Origin of the sequence: Pantoea sp. BAV 3049 (genome assembly GCF_009765445.1) — a bacterium.
Lineage (GTDB): Bacteria > Pseudomonadota > Gammaproteobacteria > Enterobacterales > Enterobacteriaceae > Erwinia.
Map to the genome: position 1 here is coordinate 1 of NZ_WHOY01000028.1, position 392 is coordinate 392.

At 48.0% G+C, this 392-nt stretch carries 1 pseudogene; it reads left to right on the plus strand.

Features of this window, described 5'->3' with window-relative positions:
• Positions 1-263, plus strand: a pseudogene (locus GSQ70_RS25885) (pentapeptide repeat-containing protein); the annotation flags it as partial.
• Positions 264-392: the final 129 nt, after the last annotated feature.

A 392-nucleotide genomic window follows, 5' to 3' on the forward strand; every position in this document is an offset into this window, starting at 1 on the left:
ACCTGCCGGATCACACCTTCGTGATTATGGGTTACACCTACTATGTACAAATCACGAGCGGAGAATACGTTAAGGCGGGTTGCCAGAATCACACAATTGAGCAATGGCGACAGTTCAGCAAGCGGGAAATAGCGGAAATGGATGGGAGAAAGGCGCTGAAATTCTACCCTCGACTTTTGGATATTATAGATTTTCACGTCGGCAAAGGGGAAAGGCCAGACTGGATTACCAGCAAAGAATATATTGAAGAGGTCGCAGAATAGCGGCCTTTTTTATTGCCCATCACCGGGGAAATACATGATTCAGGTAAATGGCGAGAACCGCCGCGTAGTGAAGATGGCTTGCGGCACATGGTATCGCCACACGCCTGTAATTAAGCCAATGAGTAACGG